Below are 21,096 nucleotides of genomic sequence, written 5' to 3'. Positions count from 1 at the left end.
CGATCGTGCAACTAAGCTCTGTCTATCGCCGACCCTGGCCACTGACTCAGGAATCACCCATGACTGGATTTTCGACCCTTCGCCGTTTTGTCCTCAGCGCTGTTGTGCTGGGCTTTGCAGCCCATGCTGCCGCTCAGGCACCGTTGACCCTGGACGTGTACAACCCTGGAGAGGCGGCGATTTTCCCCGTGTCTTCGGTGCTGGTCAGTGGTGACAAGGACGCCATTCTGGTCGATGCCCAGTTCGGCAAGGCCCAGGCCCAGCAGGTGGTCGACAAGATTCGCGCCAGCGGCAAAAACCTCACCACGATCTACATCAGCCACGGCGACCCGGACTACTACTTTGGCCTTGAAACCCTGACCCAGGCATTCCCCGACGCGAAGGTCGTGGCCTCGGCGCCGACGGTTGCACATATCAACGAAACCAAAGATGCCAAGCTGGCCTTCTGGGGTCCGAAAATGGGCGCTGATGTTCCGGGCAAGGTGATCGTGCCGCAGGTTCTCAAGGGAAATACCCTGGACCTTGAAGGGCGTGAGCTGGATGTGGTCGGCCTCACCGGGCGCCAGCCGGATCGCACTTTCGTATGGATTCCATCGCTTAAAGCCGTGGTCGGTGGTGTAGTAGTGGCCGACAACCTGCACGTATGGATGGCCGACACCCAGACCCCGCAATCGCACAAACAGTGGCTGGCCACCCTCAAGCGCATCGACAGCCTGCAGCCGAAAGTCGTGGTGCCGGGTCATTATCTGGGTGAAAGCGATCGCTCGTTGAAGGCCGTGTATTTCACCCGCGACTACATCAAGGCGTTTGACGAAGAAGCCCTCAAGGCCAGCAATTCGAGCGAACTGATCGCCGCCATGAAAAAACGCTACCCGGACCTGGGCGAAGCGTCTTCGCTGGAGCTCAGTGCCAAAGTGGCCAAGGGCGAAATGAAGTGGTGAAAGATCCCAACGTTATTCCCAACACACTGGAGAGCGTCATGAGCAAAATTGCAATTATCGGAGCGACTGGTCGTGCCGGCAGCCAACTGCTGGAAGAAGCCCTGCGCCGCGGTCACAGCGTTACGGCCATTGCCCGCAACGCTTCCAAATTGGGTGAGCGTGCCGGTGTCGTGACCAAGGACGTCGACATCAACAATGGCCAGGCCCTGCAAGACGCAGTGGCGGGGCATGACGTGGTGCTCAGCGCGGCGCATTTTTCGACCCAGCCAGCCTCGACTATTATCGATCCGGTAAAAAAATCTGGCGTTAAACGCCTGCTGTTTGTTGGCGGCGCGGGTTCCCTGTTGTTGCCTGATGACAGCAAAGTCATCGACAGTCCGGGCTTTCCCGAAGAGTACCGGGCGGAGGCCTCGGCTGGCTGTGTGTACCTCGACATCCTGCGCGCCGAAAAAGACCTGGACTGGAGTTTCCTGTCGCCGTCTGCCGAGTTTGTCGAAGGTGAACGCACAGGCACGTTCCGCCTGGGTGCAGACCACCTGCTGATCAGCGCTGAAGGCAAAAGCTGGATCAGCTTTGCTGACTTCGCCATCGCCATGCTGGATGAAGTCGAACAACCCAAACATTCCCGCCAGCGGTTCACAGTGGGGTATTGAGCCTTACGGTTGGGGGCAACTGCGCCATTTCGCGCTTCGCCCCTTACCTGTGGATTCGATCAAGCCTTCAGCTTTCAACGTTCGTAACACCAGGCGCACCGTGTCGCGGCTCGTGCCCGGGCACGCAAGTTCGATGTCACTGATTGAAAACGGCAGTGAACGGTTCAATACGGCAATACGGACACGGCTGCTTTTGTTGCCGTGTTTTTTCTCAATGGTTCCCACTCGGGCTTCAAACTCTTTGTAAGCCTTGATGAGTGCGCCCCAAAAGTAATTGAGCCAGGGCCCTGCATCATGTTCACCCGCGTGCCAGTTGACCGAGCTGGCTTCCAGGGTCTCGTAATAGCTCTCCTTGCTGTCTTCAAAAATACGCTCAAGGCTGATGAAACGACCTACGGCGTAATCAAACTGATAGAGCAGTAACAGGGTCAGCAGGCGGGCAACGCGGCCATTCCCGTCTGCGAAGGGGTGGATACACAAGAAGTCCAGAATGCACAGGGGAACCAGAACCAACGGATCGGCCAGTTTTTGCTCGTTGGCGCTGTGATAGCGGGCGAGTAAATCATTCATGGCCATGGGTGTCAGGTGAGCAGGCGTCGGTGTAAACCGCACCCTGAGACTCCCGTCGGGATGGCGTTCAATGATGTCATTGTTGGTTGATTTCCAGTGACCTCCCTCTTGTGGCAAGTAACGATAAAGAATCGTATGCAACTGGCGCACCGTGCCCTCTGAGACGGGCATGGCATCGCAGGCTTCGTGTATCAGCGACAGGGCGTCCCGATAGCCGGCAATCTCCTGCTCGGAGCGGCTTTTAGGTTGGGCGTTTTTGACCATCAGGGATTTCAGGCGAGTGGGCGAGACAACAACGCCCTCCAGACGGTTGGATGATTCGGCGGACTCGATCATTGCTTGCTGTCTAAGCCCTGCAAGTGCCTCTGCCGATTGAGCGACAAACAACGTTTGCTTGCCCCGGTACTCGCCCAGCGCTCGCAGAGTAGAAAGCTGCAGGCCGTCGTAACGAAGCTTGGTCAGAAGTTCGACGGTGAGCGAGTGCATAAGCTTCCTTCTAAATAGGGTAATTTCGAGACTTAAATGGGTTGTTAATGACCGTTTTTACCCTTTTTAAGTATCGATTACCCTATTTAAACTATTACAGGGATTTTTGTAGCTTCAGGTTTTCCGTGGCGTATTAATTCACGGCTGATCAGTATCCCTAGCCTGTTTCACCAGCCAATCCAGCAATTCGCGCAGCGGTGCGGACGGTTCGTTGCGCGCAGAACACACCAGAAGGTAGGCGGCGCCGGTCCGTACTTTGAAGTCAAAGGGCATGGCCAGTCGGCCAGCCTTGAGGTCATCCCCTATCAGTGACCAGTCGCCTATGGCGACACCGTTGCCCTGGGCGGCTACGGTCATGGCCAGATCCAGGGTGTCGAAGTACTGGCTCTTGCAGATCATCGACACATCTCCCCCCGCCGCAGCCAGCCAGTTGATCCAGTCCTGTTGATCACGGCTGGGGTGCAGCAGGGTGTGTTGTGCAAGGTCGTTCAGGTGGTTGATGGCGTTGCTGCCGTCCAGCAGATGCGGGGCGCATACCGGGGTCAGTTGTTCGTCGAACAGGTGCTGGCCTTCGCGCTTGGGCCCCGGCTGCGGGCTGTAGACCACGGCGGCATCGAAAGCCTCGCGACGAAAGTCCACCCCGTGCTGCACGCTGCTGGTCAGTTCCACCGGCACGTCGGGGCGCAGTTCTTGCCAGTGCAGCAACTTGGGCAGCAGCCAGCGCAGCATGCAGGTAGGGGCCTTGATCTGCAGCGGGGTACGGCGAATGCTGGCGTACTCGACTGCCTCGCCGATCATGTCGAACACCTGCCCGATCCGCGGATACAGCGCCTGGCCCTGTTCGGTCAGACTCAGGCCGCGAGCCTGGCGATGAAACAGCGCATACCCCAGATGTTCCTCAAGCCCGGCAATTTGCCGGCTCACCGCGCCCTGGGTGATGTGTAACTGCTCACCGGCACGGGTGAAGTTGCAACATTGAGCCGTGATCAAAAAAGTATGCAGCGCGGGAAGTGGCGGTAGGCGTTTCATCAGTGGTCAGCCATGAGTCCAGGACATGGCTAGTATGAGCACGTTTGCGTTGTGCGCACCACAGCCGACCGCTTCAATGGTTCATTCCCGAACAAGAAGAGGAGCAGGACACATGGCGACGTGCGGCGAAGTATTGGTCAAGTTGCTGGAGGCGTACGGGGTCGAGCAGGTGTTCGGCATCCCCGGCGTACACACCGTTGAACTGTACCGCGGGCTGGCAGGGTCCAAGATCAGCCACGTCACCCCGCGTCACGAGCAGGGTGCCGGTTTTATGGCTGACGGCTATGCCCGTACCAGCGGCAAGCCCGGTGTGTGCTTCATCATTACCGGCCCCGGCATGACCAATATCACGACTGCGATGGGCCAGGCTTATGCGGATTCGATTCCGATGCTGGTGATTTCCAGTGTGCAGTCGCGCAGCCAGTTGGGCGGGGGGCGTGGCAAGTTGCACGAACTGCCGAATCAGGGAGCGCTGGTGGCTGGCGTGGCGGCGTTTTCCCACACCCTGATGTCGGCGGCAGAGTTGCCGGGCGTGCTGGCGCGGGCATTTGCGCTGTTTCAGGCCGGTCGCCCACGGCCTGTGCATATCGAGATTCCCCTGGACGTACTGGTGGAAAACGCCGACGCATTGCTTGCCAGTCACCCTGTAAGCATTGCCCGGCCAGGGGCTTCGCCTGCTGCCATCGAACAGATGAGCCAGCGGTTGATCCATGCCAAACGGCCGTTGATTCTGGCGGGTGGCGGCGCGATAGAGGCGGGCCCCGCGCTGCTAAAACTGGCGGAGCGACTGGGCGCCCCGGTGGCCCTGACCATTAATGCCAAGGGCATGCTGCCTTCGGATCACCCCCTGTTGATTGGCTCGACCCAATCACTGGTTGCGACACGGGCGCTTGTGGCCGAGGCGGACGTGGTGCTGGCCATTGGCACCGAACTGGCCGAGACCGATTACGACGTGACCTTTGCTGGCGGTTTTGAGATCCCTGGCGCCTTGTTGCGCATCGATATCGACCCGGATCAGACCGTGCGCAACTACCCGCCCACCCTGGCCCTGGTAGCCGATGCGAATCTGGCCGCCCAAGCCTTGCTGTCGAGCCTTGCTCAAGTGCCGCCACGGCAGGCGGACTGGGGCTCAGAGCGGGTCAGTCGCCTCAAGGCGCAACTGGCCACTGAATGGGATGCGCCGACCCGGGCCCAAACCCATTTCTTGCAGGCTGTGTTCGATGTGCTGCCGGATGCGGTGTGTGTAGGTGATTCAACCCAGCCGGTGTACACCGGCAACCTGACCTTCAACCCCGGGCAGCCGCGTCGCTGGTTCAACTCATCAACCGGCTACGGCACCCTGGGTTATGCCCTGCCAGCGGCAGTCGGTGCCTGGTTGGGTCGTCGGGCAGAGGGGAAAGCGGGTGGCCCGGTCTTGTGCCTGATCGGTGATGGAGGGTTGCAATTCACCCTGGCTGAACTGGCCAGTGCAGTTGAGGCACGCACACCGATAATCGTGTTGCTGTGGAACAATCAGGGCTACGGCGAAATCAAAAAATACATGCTCAATCGCGCCATCGAGCCCGTGGGCGTCGACATTTATACCCCGGACTTTATCGGTGTGGCCAAGGCGTTGGGGTGTACCGCGCAGGCGGTCGAGGGCGAGGCGCAATTGCGCGCAGCCCTGGCCAGTGCCGCCGACCGCCAGGGCCCCAGCGTGATTGAAATCGATGAGTGGCGCTGGCAGCAATCGCTCACGCTATAGGCTCATGCGCAGGCGCGCCAGATCCCGCACCGGTGGCGCGCCGAACTGACGGCTGTACTCGCGGCTAAATTGCGACGGGCTTTCATAGCCCACGCGATAGCCCGCTGCCGATGCATCCAGGCCCTCACTGAGCATCAGCCGCCGCGCTTCGTTGAGGCGCAATTGTTTTTGGTACTGCAGTGGGCTCATGGCGGTCATGGCCTTGAATCGATGATGCAGCGTCGACACGCTGAGATTGGCCTCCCGTGCCAGGCTGTCGATGCGCAGCGGCTGTTCAAAGTTACCGTTAAGCCAGGAAATCGCCCGGCTGACGCGATGGTTTTGACTATTTTCGCTGGCGATTTCATACAGGCGGTGGCCCAGGGGGCTGCGCAATAGCCGGTACAGAATCTCGCGGCGAATCAGTGGCGCAAGCATGGCGATATCTTTGGGGGTGTCGAGCAGGCGTGTCAGGCGCAGCAATGCGTCGAGCATCGGCGGGTCAATGGGCTCAACGTAAAGGCCCCGTCCGGTCGGTCGCGACGGCACGCCCATGGGGCCCGCATCGCTGATCAGGGTGGAAATGTCCGCAGGATCAATATCCAGACGCAAGGCCAGTACCGGGTGTTCGGGGGATATTTCCAGCACCCTGCCGCTGATCGGCATCGACACAGACACCACCAGATAATTGAGCGGGTCGTAGGCGAAGTATTCATCCGCCAGCCGCACCTCTTTACGGCCCTGGGCCATGATGCACAGCGCGGGTTTGGGCAGGCTGGGGGCAAAATCGCTGGGTTGGCTGTAACGGGACACAAACAGCGCCTCGACACCGGTATCGAACGAGCCGTCTTCAGGGGCGTGGCGGTAAATCAGGTCTGCCAGTTCCACGCGCTGTTTTTCAAGTGCGGGGTCGAGCGCGGGCCGCGGCGGTTCCAGCAGTGACATAGGTCGCATCCTCATTAAAGCAACAGGGCAGGTACAGCTTAAGTTTGTGCAAGGCCAAGGGGTAGCCGATTTCTGCCGTTGTCTTGCCTGATCCTGTCATTGCCAGCGCTCATGTGCCTGCCAAACCCGTTGCAGACGTACAGCCTTGCTCAAAAAGCCAAAGGCGAGGCAGACGGTTCAAGTGCGCAATCAGAAGGGGAAATAACGAGGCTTTGCAGAATCGTGCAAGCCTGGGGCAGGAATCGACTAACGGTCACGGGTGCTGGCCTCTAAGCTTTGAACCTCTCCCTAACACCCTTTTCCTTTGTGGAGGCCAGCATGCCCCAGTCCAATGCCGTCAGTCATATGACCCTGGTTCGCGCCCGCGCAGGGTGTTCGGTCCAGGTCCAGGCGTGCCTGAGCCAACTGATTGAACCGACCCTGCAGACGCCCGGTTGCCTGCACTTCGCCTTGCAGCATTGCCAGAGCGATCCGCTGCTGTGGCAGGTCGCGGGCTATTGGCAGGATGAAACCTCGATGCAGGCGTATTTCAACTCATCGCTCATGGATGTTTACGGCGTGCTGGTCTACCAGCACGTGGTGGATAGCCTCGATTTCAAGACCTTCAACGATGCGAGCGGGTTGAACAGGTAGAATGCCGGTTTTTCCATTGGCCGGGAGTTGAAGCATGGCGCGTAAAGAGTTTGCACATTTTGAAGCGGTATCAGCCGTGGTTCCGGTTGAACCCGGGATTTACCACGCAGCGATTGCAGTCAAAGCCTTGTATGAAGGTGGAGCGCCGCGCTTTCACAAAGTACTGATCGAGCAAACGTTCAAAACAGCGACCGCCGCCGATGCTGCTGCCGCGCAACAACTTGAAGCCCTGCAGGGCGTCACTGAAGACGCCGAACTGGTCTGGTAGTTGTAGGTTTGTTGAGGTTTGGTTGTGGCCCACAACCAAACCTCAACAGGCCCTAACGCGGGCGATGCATTTTGAACAGTGCTTCGGGGCCTAGCTGGAAGTAATCCACCGGGCCGCCACCGCGCAAAATCGGTTCGGCGGCTGCGGTGTCGTAAATCCCGTCTTTAAGCAGGTGTCTGGCGATATGTACAGCCACCACCTCACCCAGAATCAGCCAGCTTGGCACCAGTGCCTTGTCTGCGCGTTGCAGCTGGATGATCTGCGTGACCTTGCACTCAAACGATACCGGCGTTTCGGCCACGCGCGGCACACTGATCACCCGCGAAGCAGCAGTTGTCAGGCCTGCCAGTTCGAACTCATTCACCTCGGGGCCGACCATGGCGCAGCTTTGGTTCATCGCTTCGGCCAAGGGACGTGTGGCCAGGTTCCAGACGAACTCGCCGGTTTGCTCGATGTTGTTGAGGCTGTCTTTGCGGCCCACACTGCAAAACCCGATGATCGGCGGGATGTAGTTAAACGCGTTGAAAAAGCTGTAGGGAGCAAGGTTCAGCCGGCCTTGGGCATCCTGAGACGAAATCCAGCCAATCGGACGCGGGCCAACGATGGCGTTGAACGGATCGTGGGGCAGGCCGTGGCCTTGGGAGGGTTCATAAAAATGAATATCGTCATGCATGGGAGTAGTCCGCAAACGGCTGATATAGAGCCCCTATAGTGCAAGGCCTTGGGGCTGATTACAAAAGCGGCTACGGGTTTTCGCAATTTTCTTTCCCCCAGAAACGACTAAGCCCGGCCAGGGCCGGGCTGAAGTGCCTCCTTCAGGTGTTAGCTGAAAAGGGCGCCATTGGTGCGATCGTAACCATCCGAGGCAAAGGTATCCGAATGGGTACGGCTGAAGCCGTCTTCTGCGAAGGTGGCCGAGCCAGTTTTGTCGAAGCCGTCTTCTGCGAAGGTAGCCGAGCCGGTTTTGTCGAAGCCGTCTTCTGCGAAGGTGGCCGAGCCGGTTTTGTCGAAGCCGTCTTCTGCGAAGGTGGCCGAACCGGTTTTGTCGAAGCCGTCTTCAGCAAAAGTAGCCGAACCGGTGCGATCAAAGCCATCAGCGGCAACGGCGGCCGAACCTGTGCGGCTGAAGCCGTCTTCAGCAAAGCTCGACGAGTGAGTACGGTCGAAACCATCGGCGGCAAAAGCATTGAAAGCCAGGGCAGAGAAGGCGGCAGCGAGGATCAATTTGGTTTTCATGATGAAGCTCCTTGTTTCGTGTTTGAGATGTTCAGTAGGTATGGGTTTAAGACTACGCCGATTAATTTGATTAAAAAGCGCAAAAAATAGCGATAAATAATCGATTTATTCGATGTATTCGCCCGCGCAAAAACAGGCCAACGGATGTCTGCTCTTGCGTTTGGTGACGATTCACATCAGCCAGCGATAGAGGTCTTGCTGAAATGGATAGTGGCCTAACAGAGTTAACTGACTATTAAGTCAGATAACGCTGACGCACTTAACAGAGAAGGAGGTGCTTTGGAGGGGGCGGGCAGGAAGGTGTTGCTGATACAACCAGCCCCGTGTGGGGCTGGTTGGAGGCGGGGCTTAGTCTGTTTCGATACGCGAGTGCTTGCGGGTGTCTTTCATGGTGGCGTAAACCGCTAGAGAGCAGGCGATACAGGCAGTCACGTACCAGTAGTAACCGGTTTCCATGCCTGCACTCTTGAACCACAGCGCAATGTATTCAGCGGTACCGCCGAAGATCGACACGGTCAGCGCGTAAGGCAAGCCTACGCCCAGTGCGCGGATTTCTGTCGGGAACAGTTCAGCTTTCACCACGGCGTTGATCGAGGTGTAGCCGCTGACAATGATCAACGCGGCCATGATCAGGAAGAACGCGCCCCACCAGGTGGTGATGGTGTGCAGGGTGGTGAGGATTGGCACGGTGAACAGGGTACCCAGCACGCCGAAGGCGATCAGGATTGGACGACGTCCGATCTTGTCCGACAGAGCGCCCACCAGTGGCTGTATGCACATGAACAGGAATAGTGTGGCGGCCGAAATGGTGGTGGAGTCAGAAATGCTCATCCCCACCGTGTTCACCAGGTATTTCTGCATGTACGTGGTGTAGGTGTAGAACGCCAGCGTACCGCCCATGGTCAGGCCGACGACGGTCATCAGCTCTTTAGGGTGGCGCATCAGGGTGCGCATGGCGCTTTCTTTAGGCTTGACCCGGACCTTTTTGAACGACTCGGTTTCTTCCATGCCACGACGCAGATACAGCGCGACCACGGCGCACAGGGCACCGATCACAAACGGAACGCGCCAGCCCCAGCTGTACAGCTGTTCTTCGGTCAGGGTCTGTTGCAGAACGATCAATACACCCAGGGCGATGAGCTGACCCGAGATCAGTGTCACGTACTGGAAGCTGGAGAAAAAGCCACGACGCTCCTTGGTCGCCATCTCGCTCAGGTAGGTTGCCGAGGTGCCGTACTCGCCACCCACGGACAACCCTTGCAGCAAACGGGCGAAGACCAGCAGCACCGGTGCCCACACGCCAATGGTTTCATAACCTGGCGACAGGGCGATGACCAGCGAGCCGAAGCACATCAGCAGCACCGAAGCCATCAGTGCGGCTTTACGGCCTTTGCGGTCAGCGTACAGGCCCATCAGCCAGCCGCCGATCGGGCGCATCAAAAAGCCTACGGCGAAGATGGCCGCGGTATTGAGCAATTGTGCGGTGGTGTCGCCCTTGGGGAAAAAGGCCTTGGCGAAGTACAGCGAGAATGCGGCGTAGACGTACCAGTCGTACCACTCGACCATGTTGCCGACGGAGCCACTGAAAATCGATTTGATACGGCTTGAGGTGGTCTTTTCTTTGGGGGCCGCAGACGCGGACCCGGCAGGCAGGGTGCTGGAGTTATCCATTGAATGGATCCTTCTTTCATTGTTTTTTTATAGCGCGTCAAAACGCGAGCTTGCAGGGCTATAGCAGGAGTTGTGCCAAGGCTGCAGGGCCCGGTTTACAAGGGGAGAGGGTGGTGGGTGAGCGAGAATCCGCTGGTTTGCGGGTGCGTCATAGGCAAGAATCCGCCTATCTGACAAGCGTTGCAGGCCCTGACTCTTGTGGGAGCAGGCTTGCTCGCGATGGCATCACCGCGGTTTACCTGAACCACCGCGCCGTCCGAATCGCGAGCAAGCCCGCTCCCACAGAGGCAGGAATCGCTTAACTGCTTCCCAAAAACGCCTCGCGCATCAGCCCATGACGCTGCATTTTTTCATTGAGGGTACGGCGCGGCAGTTGGAGTTCATTGAGCACTGCCTTGATATCACCTTTATGTCGGGTCAGCGCAGCACGCAGGCATTGCGCCTCAAAGGCTTCCTGTTGCGCCACCAGTGATTGCCCTGTTTCAGGGTCGTCCAGTTGCGGTTCGCTCAAGCCCAGTACGTCCCGCTCGGCAACGTTGGCCAGTTCGCGCACATTGCCCGGCCAGTCGTGGCTCAGCAAACGGGACAGTTGTGGCCCGCTCAGCGGTTGTGCGCTGCGCCCCAGGCGTTCGCCGGCACTGTGTGAAAAGGCGTCGTACAGCAATGGAATATCTTCTCGGCGCTCGCGCAACGGTGCCAGGCGCAGTTGCGCCACGGTCAGTCGATAGGCCAGGTCTTCGCGAAAACGCCCGGTGCGGGCTTCTTCGAGCAAGTCAGGTTTGGTGGCGGCAATCACCCGCAGGTTCACGCTGATGCTCTGATTGGAGCCCAGGCGCTCCAGCTTTTGCTCTTGTAGCACCCGCAGCAATTTGGCTTGCTGGGCCAAGGGCATGCTTTCGATTTCATCCAGAAACAAGGTCCCGCCATCGGCGTACTCCAGCTTGCCGATGCGCTTGCCCAGCGCCCCGGTAAATGCCCCGCTTTCGTGACCGAACAGCTCGGCTTCAAACAACTGCTCGGGGATTGCGGCGCAGTTGAGCGCCACGAAAGGTTTGTCGGCACGGGGGCCAAAATCATGCAGGCAGCGGGCGACCAGTTCCTTGCCGCTACCGGTCTCGCCACGAATCAACACATTGACCGGCAGTGGCGCCAGCTCCAGCACCTGACGGCGCAAGGTCTGCAAGCTGCGCGATACACCCAGCAAGCGCCCGTCGATCAGTTCGCGCAGGTCAGCCTGTTCGTGCAAACGACGGTTTTCGAGTACCAGTTGGCGTTTTTCCAGGGCTCGACGCAGGCTGCTCAGCAGTGCTTCGGGGCTGAAGGGTTTTTCGAGAAAGTCGTAAGCACCCTCGCGCATGGCTTCGACGGCCATCGGGACATCACCGTGGCCTGTCAGCAAAATCACCGGCAAGTCCGCATCCAGTTGCTGCAAGCGGGTCAGCAACGCAAGGCCGCCCATCCCCGGCATGCGCACATCACTGACAATCACCCCGGCAAAATGCGCAGGCAGTTGATCCAGGCAGTCTTCGGCGCAGCTGAACAACTGCACTTCAAAGCCGCTCAGGCTCAGCCATTGCTCCACGGCATTACGAATACTGGCCTCGTCATCGACCACGATCACCGAGTTGAGCATGTTTCACATTTCCTGTGCGATGGGCAGCGTCAGCGTGAATTGTGCGCCATCGGCCCGGTTGCAGGCGGTCAAGCGACCGCCGATTTCGTGAACAATGGCGTAAGACACCGCCAGGCCCAAACCTAATCCGTCACCCACCGGTTTGGTGGTGAAGAACGGATCGAAGATTTTACCCAGATGTTCCTCCCTGATCCCGCCCCCGCTGTCGCTGACCGTCAAGTGCCACAGTTGTTGATTGGCCTCGATGCGGATTTCCAGGTGTTTGCGCGGTGTGTCGAGCATGGCGTCAAGGGCGTTGCGCAGCAGGTTGATCAACACTTGTTCCAGACGGATCGCATCGCCGCGTACCCAGGCCGGGCGAATCAGATTGATCGTCAGCTCTATGGCTTCTTCCTGAAGACGCGGCTCCAGCAACTGCAGGGCCTGATCGACCACGGTTGCCAGGTCCAGGCGCTCGCGCAAACCGCTGGGGCTCTGGCGGGCGTAAGTCTTTAAATGGCCGGTGAGTGCGGCCATGCGCTTGAGCATCTGCTCCAACGGGTCCAGGGCTTTATAGGCATCGTCGATACGGCCGTGATCCAGCAACAGACGCAAGGTCGCCAACTGCATGCGCTGGGCGGTCAGGGGCTGGTTGATCTCGTGGGCCAGCGCCGCCGACATTTGCCCCAGTGCCGCGAGTTTGGCTGATTGCACCAGGCTATCTTGCGCAGTACGCAAATCCCGGGTGCGGGCTTCGACCAGTTGCTCAAGCTCCTCACGATTGCGCTGGCGCAAACGCCCCAGTCGCCAGCGCTGGAATAAAAATAGCCCCAGAAACACCAGCGTCAGCCACAGGCCAATCGCCGCCAGTGCGGCATTGCGACTGTCTTCCGCGGCGGTCACGGGACGGCGTAGCAGGTGCAGCGTCCAGCCTTCTGCGCTCAGTGGCAACGACCCCCACAGATAATCTGCCTGGCCGTTGGGTCCGTCGACGCGGGTCAGGGAGCTGGCTTCATCAAAGCTGCGCAGGGTGTGGGTCTTCATCAGCGTCAGGGGTTGATCGTGGTACTGGCGCGTGGCGGAAATTTCGCTGCGATCGCTGTCACTCAACGGTCGCAACAGGCGATAGCGCCAGCCGGGTTGGTTGGCAATAAACACAATGCCCCGGGCGTCGCTGACCAGCAGGGTGTCGTTGCCGTGGCTCCATTCACGCTCCAGTTGCGGGAATTCAAGCTTGACCACCATCGCCCCCAAAAACCTGCCGTCGGCATCGAGCACCGCGCTGGACAGGAAGTAACCCGGTATTCCGCTGGTCACGCCCACGGCATAAAAGCTGCCGCTGCCCTGGCTGCGGGTCTGCTTGAAGTAGGGCCTGAAGCCATAGTTATGACCCACATAGCTGTTGGAGGTATTCCAGTTGCTGGCGGCGACAGCCAGGCCGGTGCTGTCGAGCAACTCCAGGGTGGAGGACTGGGCCGCACCGTTGATGCGTTCGAGCTTTTCATTGAGTGCGGCCTGTTCGTGCGCGGTCAGGGGCTTGCTTAAGGCCGTCACCAGCTCCGGGTCCAGTGCCAGTACAGCGGGCAAGGCGCGATAGCGCTCAATCAGCGTGTGCAGCGAGTTGGCATACAGGTTCAGTTGTTCAGGCCCGCGGCGGGCGCTCTCTTCCAGCGCATGACGTTCGGCCTGGCGCATCGCCCAGCCGCCAGCCAGAGCCGCTCCGGCCAGAATCAACAGGCAATACAGCGTCAAACGCAGGGTGCGAGACGTCACAGGCATAGTGGCAAACCGCTCGAATGGCAGGGCGCGAACCATATCATGACGCCAGTACCTTGCAGGAGACGGGATAACTATCTACCGCCGCGCAGGTTTTGCTCAGGGATATGTTGGCTTTCAACCCAGCGGAATCCTAGCCATGACGACGAGTTTACCCCCTGTACGCGGTCGAGCACCGTTGCTGTTGTCCAGTACGCAATGGGCGCAAAAAGAGGCGCTCACCTATTTGTCTTCAATTGTCGAGACCAACTTCAATGGCCTGAGCGAGGCGCATAAATTCAGTTATCCCGTGCTCTATCGCAACGCGCTGGCATCCCTCAAGGCGGTTGAGGACGAGATCACGCGGATCAAGGCCGACTTCAAGTCAACTCATCTGGCAGCACTCACTCATGAGCTCAAGGAGCTGCTGGGCGTTGATGTCGACCCCGAGCAAGCGCGGCTCCATACCCGTTACCGTGAAAATATCGAAGAGGACCTGCTTGAGTACATGACCCGCATCAGCGGTTCACCGTCTGCTGCCCGTGAGCCCAAGTTCACCTTCAGTCCCGGACGTACGCCGCGCGCACTGGAAGAGTCCAGGTTTATTGAACATGTTCGCGTGGTGTCGCTATGGGATGCCGCGTGCGAGAACTTCAGTTACAGGACTGACTCGGTATTGCTCAAGCCCTACAGCTTTGAACAAGCCAGTTACATCGACTATACCGCCGGTTTGAGGGGCAGGCCTGCCGGGCCGTTTATCCAGATTGTGCGAAAACTGGATCTGGGTGCGAAGCTCAAACAGTTGCTTGATGGCGCAACTGCGCAGGATGGCTCCTTGACGCAGCGGGTGGTTGCAGCGGCCAAAGCCGGCTTTGAGTTCGATTTGCTGGAGGCTTACCGCAACAGTTTTGTGTCGAAGGTCAACCTTACCGATTACGAGCGTTTGCTCAGCATGTTGAAGGGAGACGCTGAGCCGCACATATGGCCGGTTTCAATGGGTCTCAAACCCGTGATACCGGAGAAGTTCATCAGACACCCGGGAGGTACAGAAGAAGACTCAAAATTGCTCTTTCACGATGAAAACTACCTGGACTTCTCCGGGCGCGGCGAAATTTCGCTCCCTCTTTTCCTGATCAAGGTTCCTGAGGTGTCTGGTGTTTTCAGCTATTTCCCACAACGCCTCGGCGGAGCCCTTTTGTGGCACAAAAGCGTAGACAGCGGCTTCAAGCACTTTTTGCAGCAACTCAGGCAGGACCACAGCAAAGGTCAGCTTGGCTGGTTTGTCAGGCATCTGGGGTTGAAAGACCTGGGAGGCTTCAACAAGCTGCTGAGTGACGAGCCAAGGCCCCAGGGCATCACCTGGCTCGCGGGTGTTCTGCATGATGCTTTTCGCAGTACGTTTCCCGAGCCAGACCTGGACAGTCTGCAACTGTATGTCGAAATCGGCACAAGCGGTTCTCAACCATTGGCCAAGAGAGTTGGAGAGCGGCAGACAGCGCGGTTTCGTGACAACTTGAGCCTGTTGGCCACTAGCAAGTCGGCACTGGATTGGCAGGCTTTCAAAGAGGCATTGTCTGACATAGGCAGTGAAGTGCTGACGATGCTCACCACCCCCATGCCCGGAGGTGTATCGGGGCTCAATACAATCATGCAGGCCGCCATATTGGGTTCCCTGGCCTACAGCCTTGTGCAAGGCGTGAAGGAGGCGAGCCATGGAGAGGTCACGAACTTTGCCGGTGCATTGGCCGACAGCGCCGACTTGTTGATCAGTGCCCGCTTGGTGGGTGTGGCGGCCAAGGCTTACCGCCAGCGTATGCAAGGCCTGTGGGCCACTCTTGGTCAGCCGCGCAAGGTCACCAATCAGTCGGGTGGTGTCGAGTTGTGGCGGCCGCAGTTGAGCCCATACCCGCACCTGCAGGCAGACGCACTCGATGGCCGGGTGCCCAACGCTGAGGGTTTGTATGACATCGATGCAAAGCGGTATGCCAAGGTTCAGGAGGGCGACAAGGCCTTGGTGGTAGAAGTCACCCATGACGCGCAGTCCGGTCTTTACGTGCTTAAAACCGATAATGCGCAGGCATTCAGGCCCGCGGTGGCGTTTGACCCCGGTCAGCAGGTCTGGCGCCTTGCGCTGGAGGATGTTCAGGGGCTGGACGACAAGCACCTGCTGCAGCGCATGTTGGCGCTGGATTTGCCTGATTCTGCTCCAGGTGACATAGAGCGCATGCTGAACATTACCGGCACCAGCCGCGAACAGCTTGAAAACACATGGCAAGGTCAGCTTATTCCAGGCCCGCTGGCCGATGGCGTGCGTCGGCTTCAAGCTGACCGACTGATTGAGCAAATCAAAAGCGACTTTCCCCAGCGCGGCGAAATGCCTGTCAACGCTGACAGCGCAGTGTTGTGCATGCTGACACAGCTGAAGCTTTGGCCCGGGGAGACGGTACTGGATGTGTTCAATCAGCAGGGTCATCTGGTTGAGTCGTATGGCAAGGATTATCAGCCCGGCACCCCTGTGAACCATATTGAAATCAAGCGCCTGGATCACGGTACGTATGTGGCCAGGAATGATGTCACCCAGGGCAGTGCCCAGGTCGAGCAATTGTTCACGCTGATTCTCGACCAGTTGCCCGAGGCTTCACAACTGGGCCGCGAGAGCAATCCGGACCTGAGCAAAGCAGGGCGAATTGCTTCGATACGTTGGCAAATTGCCGACCTGGCCCGAGAGGATAAGCCACTCCTGTTCAAGGCACTGACAGCGCTCTATGGGCACAAGCGCAACGATCCGATTGCCCGCCCAGACCCTGCCAACAAGTATTTGCCTTTGATGTACCCACCCCTTTCGGGTACCACGACGCCATTGCTGGCCAAACTTCATCAGCTTAATGCCTGGATGTCGGTGGAGAGCCTTGAACCGTTATTGGCTGCGCACCCTTTTACCCCCTCTCAGGTCACACAGGCTCTTGAGCAAGGCATGCAGCCTTTGGCGTTTGCCCGTGCAGCAAACCGCCTGCGGACACGGCTACGGGTAGACATTGCACTGGACGGGATCTATCACCGGCGGGCCTGGAGTCCTGACATCGATTTATGGACCCGAGAGTTCGCAACAGGGGTTTTGCGCGACAGGCTCAACCGCAGGTTGGTGGTCACGGATGTGAGTGCCCCAGCCTCAACGGATGGCTACAGCCCCACGGGGCCTGATGATCCAACCATCGTCCTGCGTCAGACTAAGGCTGGCACCTTCGAAGTTTCTGATTTTCGTCGCGGTGGCACAGTGACCATCAGTTCAACCCCTGACAGCTTCTACCTGGCGATCAACTGGGTGTTGCGAGAGGGCGAACGTTTATCGCTGGGTATGGATGGCGCCCGGGTATCGGGTCTGCGTCAGGCAGTGGGTGATGCAATGCTCGCCCGGCGACAGCCTGATGGCACCGTTAATCTGTGGGACAAGACCACTTTCCAATATGAGCGCAAAGAGGTTGTGCTGCGCGATCAGGTACCCGGTGAACTGGGTCTTTATCGTATCGATGATAAAAATTACCTGTCGTTGCATGGTTCTGTTTATCAGGTCGACTTCGACCCTGTGATCAATAAATGGCGCATGAAGCACCCGAATAAAATCGGGGTCAACGAACCGACTCTGGAGCACAACTACAACGGTGCATGGCGCCAGACAATCGAGAACCCCCTGCAGTGGGAAGGGCTCAAATTGCTGCGCCGGCTGCGAGCCCGGCCTGAATCCATCAGTGATGAAATGGGCCATAAAATCATGGCTGTGAGCAATACCAGCGAAGGTGTATTGCGTCAGATTCACATGAACAACCTCGCACCCCCGCCCTTGTTGGTGGATACCTGGAAGCGCTTCGAGATCGAAGCCGAGATTCAGCGTTTCGTAAAACAAATGCAGGCACACCATTCCCTGTCCGAAGCCCGCAGCGATATTCATCTGTTGCTGATGCAGAATTTGCCCGACTGGCCTGCGGACAAGGTACTTCAAATTGTCGACTTGCAAGGTAATACGCTGCAGGAATACGGGGCCGACCTGAGCAACACCGCACCTCGGATCAGTGTGACGATCAATGAGACCGATAACGCCAGCCTGTTGCTGCGCGCGCTGCTCTCGCGCATGAGTCAGGCCGATACATTGAGCCTGCTGGGCGAGTACCACCCCTCTATCGAGGAGCGCATGCTGGCGCTGGCTAAAAAAGTTGCCGCCCATGCGCTTGCGCGCCAGGCCCCGGTGTTCAAGTCACTCTATGGGCGCCTGGAGCGCAGTTCGGATCCGCACGTGAGACTGGTTCAAAAAAATTATCCAGATCTTCCCAAAAGCATCATCGAACATTTGCTCCGCCACACCTCCGCCCCCGAGCGAACCAACTACTTCGATAAAGAGATGATTGCCCCGCGTTTTTCGGAGCAGGTCGGCTGGACGGCCAGAGAGGTGCGGCTGGCCCGCGCTTACGAAGGTTTGTATATCGGGGCCACGGCAACTGCGGACAGTGAAATGCTCACACTGCGCATGCTGCAGTCCTTGTCGGGCTGGCCAGCGGGCGCAAGGCTTGAGGTTCGTCGCAATGGTGTCAATGGTCAGTTGCTCGACAGTATCGGTGCCGCTGATGCTGACAGTTCACGGGTGTTGGTCAAGACAGGTAGCCAGTATCAGGCCTGGTCGCCAGACGGGCAGGCACTTAATGCACCGTCTGCAACCGACAACAATTTGCTGTCCTCCATTTTGTATTCACTCACCCCGGCAGAGCGTGCGGCCATGGATGTCCCGGACGTGGGTGACACGGCAACGCTGGCTAAAAAAATCAGTGATCAGGCGATCAAGGACCGGATAAATGTCCAAGCCCTGTTGGGGTTGGAGCCACCTGCACCGCCGCGCAAACCGCCGATGGACCTGGGCAGGTCGTTCATCGCTTATCCACTGACAATCAGTATGGGGGGCTCGGACCACTCTCTGTATTTGATCCGTGAAGCACAATATCTGTACCCCACATGGAGCTATCACAAGATTGTCGACTATCTGGACGCATTGGGCGGTACTGAATCTTCTCGGCGTGCCCATGTGGCGGTGAGCCGGGCGCAGTTCGAGACCATGCAGGTTGAGCTGGATGGGTGGGCGCAAATCCAGCTGTACCCTAGCGGTACTTCTCATATGGCGATGGCAATGCCGGGCCACAGGCTCCAGGTGTGTGAGCGAATCGTGCAGGCCTGGCGCAGGGAAACCCAGATAGCCCGGGACAATGATGGCAATGTTATTGGGCCCATACTCGACTTTTATGGCCTTGATGTGGGTGACCTGCCAGCACTGACAGGCAACTTGAGTCATATCCGGGTACTGCGAATGGACTGCATGAATTTGCGCAGCGGTTCTGGAGAGTTTCTGAATGGTTTTCCGCATTTACACACGCTGAGCTTGTCTGGTAACCGTCTGCGCGATATTCCTTCAGCGATTGCAGGCATGACTCAGTTGAGGTCACTCGACCTGTCGGGCAATCGCCTTGTACTGACCTCCGACAATGTTCAGCGGCTTGCGTCTTGCTCAATGCTTGAAGTATTGAGCCTGGAAAACAATCCGCTAGGAATTGCACCCGATGTGAGTCAGATGTCCGGCTTGCGCACCTTGAACCTGCAAAACACAGGGATTACTCAGTGGCCCAACGGGTTATGGGCACTGACTCAGGTTCGATGGGCCAACCTTCGCAATAACCTGATTCGCGACATTCCAGATGCCGTTTTCAGCGCCCCTCCGACAACTACGGCCAACAGCGTTACCAGTGTTTCCGGTAACCCGATTTCTGCACAAAGCCGTGACCGGATCATCGCTTACTGGGTCCAGGGCGGCAGTGACTTTGGCTATGGTCCATCGATTGCCCATGCCATTGATCATGCTCAGGCACAGGCGTCGGTAAACGATGTTGCGCCGTGGCTGCCCTTGGGCCTGACCGGTGCGCAAAAGCAGGCCAGGACGCAGCAGTGGGCGTTGTTGCGAGGATCCGGGGGGGCAGCCAAGGATTTTTTTGAAACCCTGGCTTTATTCGCCACCAGTCAAAACTTGATGGTGCCTGCCGTGTGGGAGCAACTGACAAATCGGGTGTGGGTACTCGTTGATCAGATGCTGGCGAACACGCAACTGCGTGATGCGCTGCTGACCCGGGTCTTTCGTGAAGAGCGAAGCTGCGGTGATGGTGCCATGGTGCTGTTTGAGAACATGGAAGTCGAAGTGCTGATTCATGAAGCTCTGAATAATACAGGTCAGGCCCAGCGCGAAGCGGAGCTTTTCAAACTGGCCAAACGGCTATTCCGTTTAAGGCAGGTCGACCAGGTTTCAGATGCCGAAGTACGCAGGCGGGTCGCGGCAGGCGGTAATCCTGATGCCGCTGAAGTCATCCTGTTTTATCGGGTGAAACTGGCAGATGACCTTGATTTACCGACCCGTGCGCGGTCTATGTTGTACGAGTCCACGGCAGGGGTTTCTGATCAACAAGTCACCGAGGCCAGAGACAGTATTCTGGCTATGGATGGTAGCCCGGCGTTTATGCATTCGATCATGTACGAATCGTTTTGGCGCCGTTTTCTGGAAAGCACACACGCAGACCGTTTCGCTGCCATCGAAGCGGATTATCAGCGGGACTACAAACAACTGGCCGAAGAGCCGGGGCTTTCAGATCAGGTGGAGTTGCAAAGAGGAGCAGCGCTTACATCCGACCGGGATCAGAGAGTCAATGTGCTGATCGAGGAGCTGACGCTTAAGGCCTATGAGTCCAGTGAGTAATTGAGCTGCAGTCAGGCGACAGGGGGCGTGCCCCCCCTGATGGCCACTACCGTCAGCAACTGCCCTTCAAGCAGGCAAAATTGTGCGTCCAGCTCACGGCCCTGTTGCCATTCGGGTGACAAGTCGGTGAGCAGGCGCAGGCGCACCAGGCCTTCCGGGGTCCAACTCAGCACTTCAGCGTGCTCAAAGTAGAAGCGCTTTTGCACCAGCGGGTACAACGCCTTGAACAGGCTTTCCTTGACTGAAAACGTCAGCGTGATCAGCAGCGCAATCTGCTCTGCAGGCACGCTGGCCATGCGTGCAAGCTCATCGGGGGTGAGGATTTCCTTGGCCAGGCGCTGGGCACGTTCGGTAGTGAGCAGTTTTTCCAGATCGATGCCCAGCCCCTGCCATTCACTTTTCAGGGCCACCAATGCCCCGGCACGGCCATTGCTGTGGGTGATGGCGCCACTGATATGGGCCGGCCAAATGGGCGCGCGGTCTTCACCCATGCCGGGCGTGGCGCAGGTGCCATCCAGTTGCAACAGGGCTGCGCGGGCGCAAAGACGCCCGGCCAGAAATTCAGCTTGGCGTTTGGCCACTGAGCGTTGAATACTCGCAGGCATCTCAATGGCACTGCGGGCAAAATCGTCGTCTTCAAGCTGTGCAGGGATAAAGTCGGTGCTGAGCCACACACTGGCGGGCAGTATGTGCGGCAACGGCCAGTCAGCGCGCAGCGGCGTGCAGCAGGCAGGCAAGGCGGGGAGTCGGTTCATGGCAGGCATTGTGCGGGGCTTGGTACGGCTGTGCAATTGTT

Annotated in this window: 15 protein-coding genes; 6 read left to right on the top strand and 9 right to left on the bottom strand. The window is 58.2% G+C overall.

Annotation, left to right across the window (positions count from 1 at the left end; genetic code table 11):
• The first annotated feature begins 59 nt into the window (after positions 1-59).
• Both KO536_RS00565 and KO536_RS00560 read left to right on the top strand, forming a co-directional pair.
• The gene (locus tag KO536_RS00565; protein WP_219260755.1) at positions 60-941 is read left to right on the top strand and encodes an MBL fold metallo-hydrolase; all 882 of its coding nucleotides are present in this window, start codon (positions 60-62) and stop codon (positions 939-941) included.
• A gap of 38 nt (positions 942-979) precedes the next feature.
• Positions 980-1,594 carry an NAD(P)-dependent oxidoreductase gene (locus KO536_RS00560; protein ID WP_219260754.1) on the top strand — a complete coding sequence of 205 codons (615 nt, stop codon included), beginning with the start codon at positions 980-982 and terminating at the stop codon, positions 1,592-1,594.
• A 3-nt stretch (positions 1,595-1,597) separates the two neighbouring features.
• Here the strand turns inward: KO536_RS00560 and KO536_RS00555 are convergent, their stop codons facing one another.
• Positions 1,598-2,650 carry a Fic family protein gene (locus KO536_RS00555; protein ID WP_133075780.1) on the bottom strand — a complete coding sequence of 351 codons (1,053 nt, stop codon included), beginning with the start codon at positions 2,648-2,650 and terminating at the stop codon, positions 1,598-1,600.
• Positions 2,651-2,788: 138 nt separating this feature from the next.
• Positions 2,789-3,679, bottom strand: coding sequence for a LysR substrate-binding domain-containing protein (locus KO536_RS00550; protein ID WP_219260752.1), 891 nt, complete (start codon positions 3,677-3,679; stop codon positions 2,789-2,791).
• A gap of 112 nt (positions 3,680-3,791) precedes the next feature.
• Here KO536_RS00550 and KO536_RS00545 point away from each other — a divergent pair, with 112 nt between their 5' ends.
• Positions 3,792-5,423: a 5-guanidino-2-oxopentanoate decarboxylase gene (locus KO536_RS00545; RefSeq protein WP_219260750.1), complete on the top strand. Its 1,632-nt coding sequence runs from the start codon at positions 3,792-3,794 to the stop codon at positions 5,421-5,423.
• On the opposite strand, the gene KO536_RS00540 is transcribed toward KO536_RS00545, so the two are convergent.
• Positions 5,418-6,347 (bottom strand): AraC family transcriptional regulator, encoded by a 930-nt coding sequence (locus KO536_RS00540; protein ID WP_133075777.1) that lies wholly within the window; start codon positions 6,345-6,347, stop codon positions 5,418-5,420. The two genes, KO536_RS00545 and KO536_RS00540, sit on opposite strands and share 6 nt — an antisense overlap.
• A gap of 318 nt (positions 6,348-6,665) precedes the next feature.
• On the opposite strand from KO536_RS00540, the gene KO536_RS00535 reads away from it, so the two are divergent.
• Positions 6,666-6,980, top strand: coding sequence for a putative quinol monooxygenase (locus KO536_RS00535; RefSeq protein ID WP_133075776.1), 315 nt, complete (start codon positions 6,666-6,668; stop codon positions 6,978-6,980).
• Positions 6,981-7,014: 34 nt separating this feature from the next.
• Positions 7,015-7,248, top strand: a complete 234-nt coding sequence (locus KO536_RS00530) for a hypothetical protein (RefSeq protein ID WP_133075775.1) — start codon at positions 7,015-7,017, stop codon at positions 7,246-7,248.
• 52 nt (positions 7,249-7,300) lie between these two features.
• On the opposite strand, the gene KO536_RS00525 is transcribed toward KO536_RS00530, so the two are convergent.
• The 5 genes from KO536_RS00525 to KO536_RS00505 all read right to left on the bottom strand — a co-directional run bounded on the left by KO536_RS00525 (position 7,301) and on the right by KO536_RS00505 (position 13,546).
• A complete protein-coding gene (locus tag KO536_RS00525; protein ID WP_219260748.1) occupies positions 7,301-7,921 on the bottom strand; it encodes a flavin reductase family protein in 621 nt (206 codons plus the stop codon).
• A gap of 149 nt (positions 7,922-8,070) precedes the next feature.
• Positions 8,071-8,484: a heme utilization protein gene (locus KO536_RS00520; protein WP_219260746.1), complete on the bottom strand. Its 414-nt coding sequence runs from the start codon at positions 8,482-8,484 to the stop codon at positions 8,071-8,073.
• A gap of 348 nt (positions 8,485-8,832) precedes the next feature.
• Positions 8,833-10,155 (bottom strand): MFS transporter, encoded by a 1,323-nt coding sequence (locus tag KO536_RS00515; protein WP_133075773.1) that lies wholly within the window; start codon positions 10,153-10,155, stop codon positions 8,833-8,835.
• A gap of 298 nt (positions 10,156-10,453) precedes the next feature.
• A complete protein-coding gene (locus tag KO536_RS00510) occupies positions 10,454-11,788 on the bottom strand; it encodes a sigma-54 dependent transcriptional regulator (protein ID WP_219260745.1) in 1,335 nt (444 codons plus the stop codon).
• Between the two features lie 3 nt (positions 11,789-11,791).
• The gene (locus tag KO536_RS00505) at positions 11,792-13,546 is read right to left on the bottom strand and encodes an ATP-binding protein (protein ID WP_219260744.1); all 1,755 of its coding nucleotides are present in this window, start codon (positions 13,544-13,546) and stop codon (positions 11,792-11,794) included.
• Positions 13,547-13,682: 136 nt separating this feature from the next.
• Here KO536_RS00505 and KO536_RS00500 point away from each other — a divergent pair, with 136 nt between their 5' ends.
• Entirely contained in the window at positions 13,683-20,300 is a 6,618-nt protein-coding gene (locus KO536_RS00500) for an NEL-type E3 ubiquitin ligase domain-containing protein (protein ID WP_219260743.1), read from the top strand.
• Between the two features lie 11 nt (positions 20,301-20,311).
• On the opposite strand, the gene KO536_RS00495 is transcribed toward KO536_RS00500, so the two are convergent.
• The gene (locus KO536_RS00495) at positions 20,312-21,055 is read right to left on the bottom strand and encodes a 4'-phosphopantetheinyl transferase (protein WP_133075769.1); all 744 of its coding nucleotides are present in this window, start codon (positions 21,053-21,055) and stop codon (positions 20,312-20,314) included.
• Positions 21,056-21,096: the final 41 nt, after the last annotated feature.

It is taken from the genome of Pseudomonas sp. NKUCC02_KPG (genome assembly GCF_019345465.1).
Lineage (GTDB): Bacteria > Pseudomonadota > Gammaproteobacteria > Pseudomonadales > Pseudomonadaceae > Aquipseudomonas.
This window is presented reverse-complemented; position numbering and strand designations above follow the sequence as displayed.

Bases quoted from the DNA above. Each gene is read 5' to 3' on its own strand.
- KO536_RS00565 (WP_219260755.1), top strand. From the start codon at position 60: ATGACTGGATTTTCGACCCTTCGCCGTTTTGTCCTCAGCGCTGTTGTG.
- KO536_RS00560 (WP_219260754.1), top strand. From the start codon at position 980: ATGAGCAAAATTGCAATTATCGGAGCGACTGGTCGTGCCGGCAGCCAA.
- KO536_RS00555 (WP_133075780.1), bottom strand. From the start codon at position 2,650: ATGCACTCGCTCACCGTCGAACTTCTGACCAAGCTTCGTTACGACGGC.
- KO536_RS00550 (WP_219260752.1), bottom strand. From the start codon at position 3,679: ATGAAACGCCTACCGCCACTTCCCGCGCTGCATACTTTTTTGATCACG.
- KO536_RS00545 (WP_219260750.1), top strand. From the start codon at position 3,792: ATGGCGACGTGCGGCGAAGTATTGGTCAAGTTGCTGGAGGCGTACGGG.
- KO536_RS00540 (WP_133075777.1), bottom strand. From the start codon at position 6,347: ATGTCACTGCTGGAACCGCCGCGGCCCGCGCTCGACCCCGCACTTGAA.
- KO536_RS00535 (WP_133075776.1), top strand. From the start codon at position 6,666: ATGCCCCAGTCCAATGCCGTCAGTCATATGACCCTGGTTCGCGCCCGC.
- KO536_RS00530 (WP_133075775.1), top strand. From the start codon at position 7,015: ATGGCGCGTAAAGAGTTTGCACATTTTGAAGCGGTATCAGCCGTGGTT.
- KO536_RS00525 (WP_219260748.1), bottom strand. From the start codon at position 7,921: ATGCATGACGATATTCATTTTTATGAACCCTCCCAAGGCCACGGCCTG.
- KO536_RS00520 (WP_219260746.1), bottom strand. From the start codon at position 8,484: ATGAAAACCAAATTGATCCTCGCTGCCGCCTTCTCTGCCCTGGCTTTC.
- KO536_RS00515 (WP_133075773.1), bottom strand. From the start codon at position 10,155: ATGGATAACTCCAGCACCCTGCCTGCCGGGTCCGCGTCTGCGGCCCCC.
- KO536_RS00510 (WP_219260745.1), bottom strand. From the start codon at position 11,788: ATGCTCAACTCGGTGATCGTGGTCGATGACGAGGCCAGTATTCGTAAT.
- KO536_RS00505 (WP_219260744.1), bottom strand. From the start codon at position 13,546: ATGCCTGTGACGTCTCGCACCCTGCGTTTGACGCTGTATTGCCTGTTG.
- KO536_RS00500 (WP_219260743.1), top strand. From the start codon at position 13,683: ATGACGACGAGTTTACCCCCTGTACGCGGTCGAGCACCGTTGCTGTTG.
- KO536_RS00495 (WP_133075769.1), bottom strand. From the start codon at position 21,055: ATGAACCGACTCCCCGCCTTGCCTGCCTGCTGCACGCCGCTGCGCGCT.